Origin of the sequence: Muriicola sp., assembly GCF_041567615.1 — a bacterium.
GTDB lineage: Bacteria > Bacteroidota > Bacteroidia > Flavobacteriales > Flavobacteriaceae > Muriicola.
The window spans coordinates 1-4,115 of the sequence record NZ_JBFGBM010000203.1; the positions used below are offsets into that span (position 1 = coordinate 1).

3 protein-coding genes and 1 pseudogene are annotated in these 4,115 nt (G+C 49.7%); all 4 read left to right on the top strand.

The window, feature by feature from the left end; genetic code table 11:
• Positions 1-308, top strand: a pseudogene (ppnK, locus tag ABYP73_RS11785) (NAD(+) kinase); the annotation flags it as partial.
• A 108-nt stretch (positions 309-416) separates the two neighbouring features.
• A complete protein-coding gene (locus ABYP73_RS11790) occupies positions 417-1,103 on the top strand; it encodes a DUF6089 family protein (RefSeq protein ID WP_372974454.1) in 687 nt (228 codons plus the stop codon).
• Between the two features lie 8 nt (positions 1,104-1,111).
• Positions 1,112-1,852: an isoprenyl transferase gene (locus ABYP73_RS11795; RefSeq protein ID WP_372974452.1), complete on the top strand. Its 741-nt coding sequence runs from the start codon at positions 1,112-1,114 to the stop codon at positions 1,850-1,852.
• A gap of 4 nt (positions 1,853-1,856) precedes the next feature.
• Positions 1,857-4,115: outer membrane protein assembly factor (locus ABYP73_RS11800; RefSeq protein ID WP_372974453.1), on the top strand; the 2,259-nt coding region annotated here is incomplete at its 3' end.

The window sequence follows — 4,115 nt, forward strand, 5'->3', positions numbered from 1 at the left end:
CGCTGAGTTGCGGGGGGCCGGTGATGACGCCTACAGCCCAGTCCCTGGTCATCACACCCATCGCACCTCATAACCTGAATGCAAGACCCCTCGTCATTTCAGATGATACTGAGATCAGGATCAAGGTCTCCGGACGGGAAGACCAGCACATGGTTTCTCTGGATTCGAGGCTGGCAACCATTGATAACGGGAAGGAATTGCTGATCAAAAAGGCCGACTTTACCATTAAAATGATTGAGTATTCTTCGGAAAGCTTCCTGAAGACCATCCGCAATAAATTGTTGTGGGGACAGGACAAACGCAACTGATCCCAAACAATAAATAACTCAATTCCCTGTTTATCAAAAAAACAAAAGTCCTTGTCTTTGTCGAGCCCAACCGGTAATATGGCTTATATTTGCCCCTTTTTTAAGGAGATGAGAGCTTTCCTGTGCATATTTCTCGCCTTTGTGGCCTTTCAGACACAGGGGCAGACCTTTGAGGTCGGCCTTATGGGCGGGGGTTTGAACAATATTGGGGACGTGGGGCGGATGAACTTCATCTCTCCCTCAGGTCCGGCATTTGGCGGAGTCTTTAAGTGGAATAAGAGCAAGCGTTACGCATGGCGGGCAAGTGCCCTTTACGGTTCCTTTACCGCAGATGATGCCAAGTCGGACATGGCTTCCAGGCGTCAAAGGGGTTTTATACTCGATCATAACCTCCTGGAGGTGTCTGCCGGACTCGAATTGAACTTTGTGGAATACAACCTTCATTCACTTTCTCAGGCATTTACCCCTTATCTATACACAGGAATTGCGTATTTTCGCTATGATTTTAATTATTTCGACGCCGGCGCCCTGCAGGAAACAGGCCAGAAAGACGGTTCGTTTGCCATCCCCATGACCGTGGGGGCGAAACTGAGGCTGAACCAGTACCTGATCCTGGGGGCAGAGGTTGGTGCCCGGTACACCTTTACGGACAATCTGGATGCTAGTAACCCCGAGGGGTCGAATTTTGAGCAATTCCGGTTCGGGAATATATTGAGTGACGACTGGTATGTATTCTCGGGGATTACCCTGACCTACACCTTTGGCAGGGTGGTCTGCTCAGATTGCTTTGACTAAGTAAAAGGATGAACACTATAGAAGAATTAAAAGCGGGTCCACTACCCACTCATTTGGCTATTATCATGGACGGTAATGGCCGATGGGCAAAACAGAGGGGAAAACTCCGGATCTTCGGCCATGAGAATGGCGTCAAATCTGTGCGGGAAACCGTGGAGAACTGTGCGAAGATCGGGATCGAATACCTCACGCTTTACGCCTTCTCCACCGAAAACTGGAAACGTCCCAAACTGGAGGTCGACACCCTGATGAACCTCCTGGTCTCCTCCCTGAAGAAAGAACTCAAAACCCTGAATAAGAACAATATCAGGCTCAATGCCATCGGCAGGATCGAATCCCTTCCGCCCAAGGCTTATGGGGAATTACTGGAGGTGATCGAGAAAACTTCTGGGAATACAGCTATGGTGCTAACCCTCGCTTTGAGTTACGGCGCCAGAGAAGAAATCAGGCATGCCGTACAGGAAATTAGTTTCAAAGTTAAAAATAATATAATTTCGCCCGGCGATATTGATGATGCCATTATTAATAGTCATCTTTACACGCACAACCTGCCGGATGTCGATTTGCTTATTCGTACCAGTGGAGAACATCGGATAAGCAATTTTTTGCTTTGGCAGATCGCCTATGCCGAATTGTTTTTTACAGACGTCTTTTGGCCCGATTTTCGAGGGGAACATTTGGCAGAAGCTTTAAAGAATTACCAGAACAGAGAACGACGATTTGGAAAAACAAGCGAACAACTCAATTAATGGGGTGAATAGTTTCTTCTTCAGAAGCCTCCTTTTTATCTTCCTTTATCTTTTGTGTTCCGGCAACCTCCTGTCACAGGATATTCCTTACGACGAGGGCAAAAAGTACATCCTCAAAAGTCTGGAAGTGACCGGCCTCCAAAGCTATAACGAACAAACCGTCAAAACCTACACCGGGTTGAGGGAAGGACAGCTGATCACCGTGCCCGGAGACCAGATTAGTGACGTGCTCAAAAAATTATGGGGGCTCGAATTGTTCAGTGACATCACCTTCTATATCACCAGGATAGAGGGGGAAGACATTTACCTCGAACTCAATATCAAGGAACGGCCCACCCTCTCAAAGGTCACTATCTACGGAGTAAAGAAGCGAAAGGTAGACGAGATCATCAAGGACACGGACCTCAAGAAGGGGAAGAAGATCACGGAGAGCCTTATCGCTAACACCAAGAATTACCTTCAGAACAAATACAAGAAACAGGGTTACCTCAATGCCAAAGCGACCATTGTTACCTCCAGGGACACCTCAGAGACCAATGCGGAGAGCATGGTCATCAATGTCAGTAAGGGAAATAAGGTAAAGATCTCTCAGATCGTTTTTGAAGGGAACGAAGAACTGTCGAACAGGTCGCTGCGTAAAGCCCTCAAGAACACCAAACGCAAACGACTGGGTCGGTTCTGGAAGAAATCCAAGTACATTCCTGAAGATTACAAGGAAGACCTGTCGTCCCTGATCGATAAGTACGCCGAGAACGGATACAGGGATGCCCGCGTCCTTTCTGATACCATTGAACGGGTCAATGATGAGAACATCCGGATCACCATCAAGGTGGAGGAAGGGAACAAGTACTACTTCGGGGATATCGACTTTGTCGGGAACTCCGTATACACAGACCGCCAGCTTTCCCAGGTACTCGGGATCAAAAAAGGATCCACCTACAACGGGGTGCTCCTGCGTGAGCGAATTGCCGACGACAGCAAGCCCGATGCTAATGACCTGACCAACCTCTATCAGAACAACGGCTACCTGTTCTCCCAGATCAACCCGGTGGAAGTCTCAGCAGAGAATGACACCATCAACTTCGAGATCAGGATCATCGAAGGGAAGGAGACCTTCCTGAACCATGTGACCGTCACGGGGAACGACAAGACCAATGACCATGTCATCTTCCGGGAGATCCGAACCAGGCCCGGCCAGAAGTACAGCAAGGAAAATATCATCCGAAGTGTCCGAGAACTCGGGCAGCTGGGATTCTTTGATCCGGAGCAGATCGCCCCGGACATCCAGAATCCCGACCCCAACTCAGGGACCGTAGATCTGGCATACAGCCTGGTGGAGTCCGGCTCGAGTCAGATCGAATTACAGGGAGGTTACGGTGGCGGCGGTTTTATCGGGACGCTCGGACTCTCGTTTAACAACTTTTCCATACAGAACCTCTTTAACGGGGAGGCCTACAGGCCGGTTCCCATGGGAGACGGACAGACCTTTGCGCTCAGGTTGCAGGCCAGCCGTACCTTCAGGGTGTACAGCCTGAATTTCTCCGAACCCTGGCTGGGAGGGAAGAAACCCGTCCGCTTCAATATGTCCCTGTCCAGGACGCAGCAATTTCTCGCTTCTTTCGGCAACAACGGTCGGATAGAAGTAGACAAAAATCAGCAGTTCTCCATCACGGGGGTTACCCTCGGACTCGCCAAAAGGGTACAATGGCCTGACGACTTTTTTACGGTATCACACGCCCTGAGTTACCAGCTCTACGATTTCAGGAATTACAGGACGGGACTCTTTAATTTCGGAAATGGTCAGTCGAATTCCCTGGCGTATACCTTCGGAATCTCCAGGAGCTCTGCCGGTCCGGGCAGGATCTATCCCATCACCGGTTCTATCTTTGAAGTAACCGCGAAATTCACCCCGCCTTACTCTCTCTTCAGCGACAAGGATTTCGCTGCCCTGAAAGCCAGGAGCGAAGAGCTTACCGAATTGCAGACTGAACGAAGGCTGGCCGGAAGCGATCTTACGATAGCAGAACGGAATGAGCTGGAAAGCGTAGACCAGGAACGTTTCCGGTGGCTGGAATACTACAAGGTCAAATTCAGGGGCGACTGGTATACCCGGCTGGTAGACAAGCTGGTGTTGAGGACGAATGTGGAATTCGGCTTCCTCGGCAATTACAACAGCGATGTGGGAGAGGTACCTTTCGAGCGATTTTTCCTCGGGGGAGACGGACTCGGGAGGAATTTTACACTCGACGGACGGGAACAGATC

Coding starts and splice junctions, on each gene's coding strand:
- ABYP73_RS11790 (WP_372974454.1), top strand. CDS start 417: ATGAGAGCTTTCCTGTGCATATTTCTCGCCTTTGTGGCCTTTCAGACA.
- ABYP73_RS11795 (WP_372974452.1), top strand. CDS start 1,112: ATGAACACTATAGAAGAATTAAAAGCGGGTCCACTACCCACTCATTTG.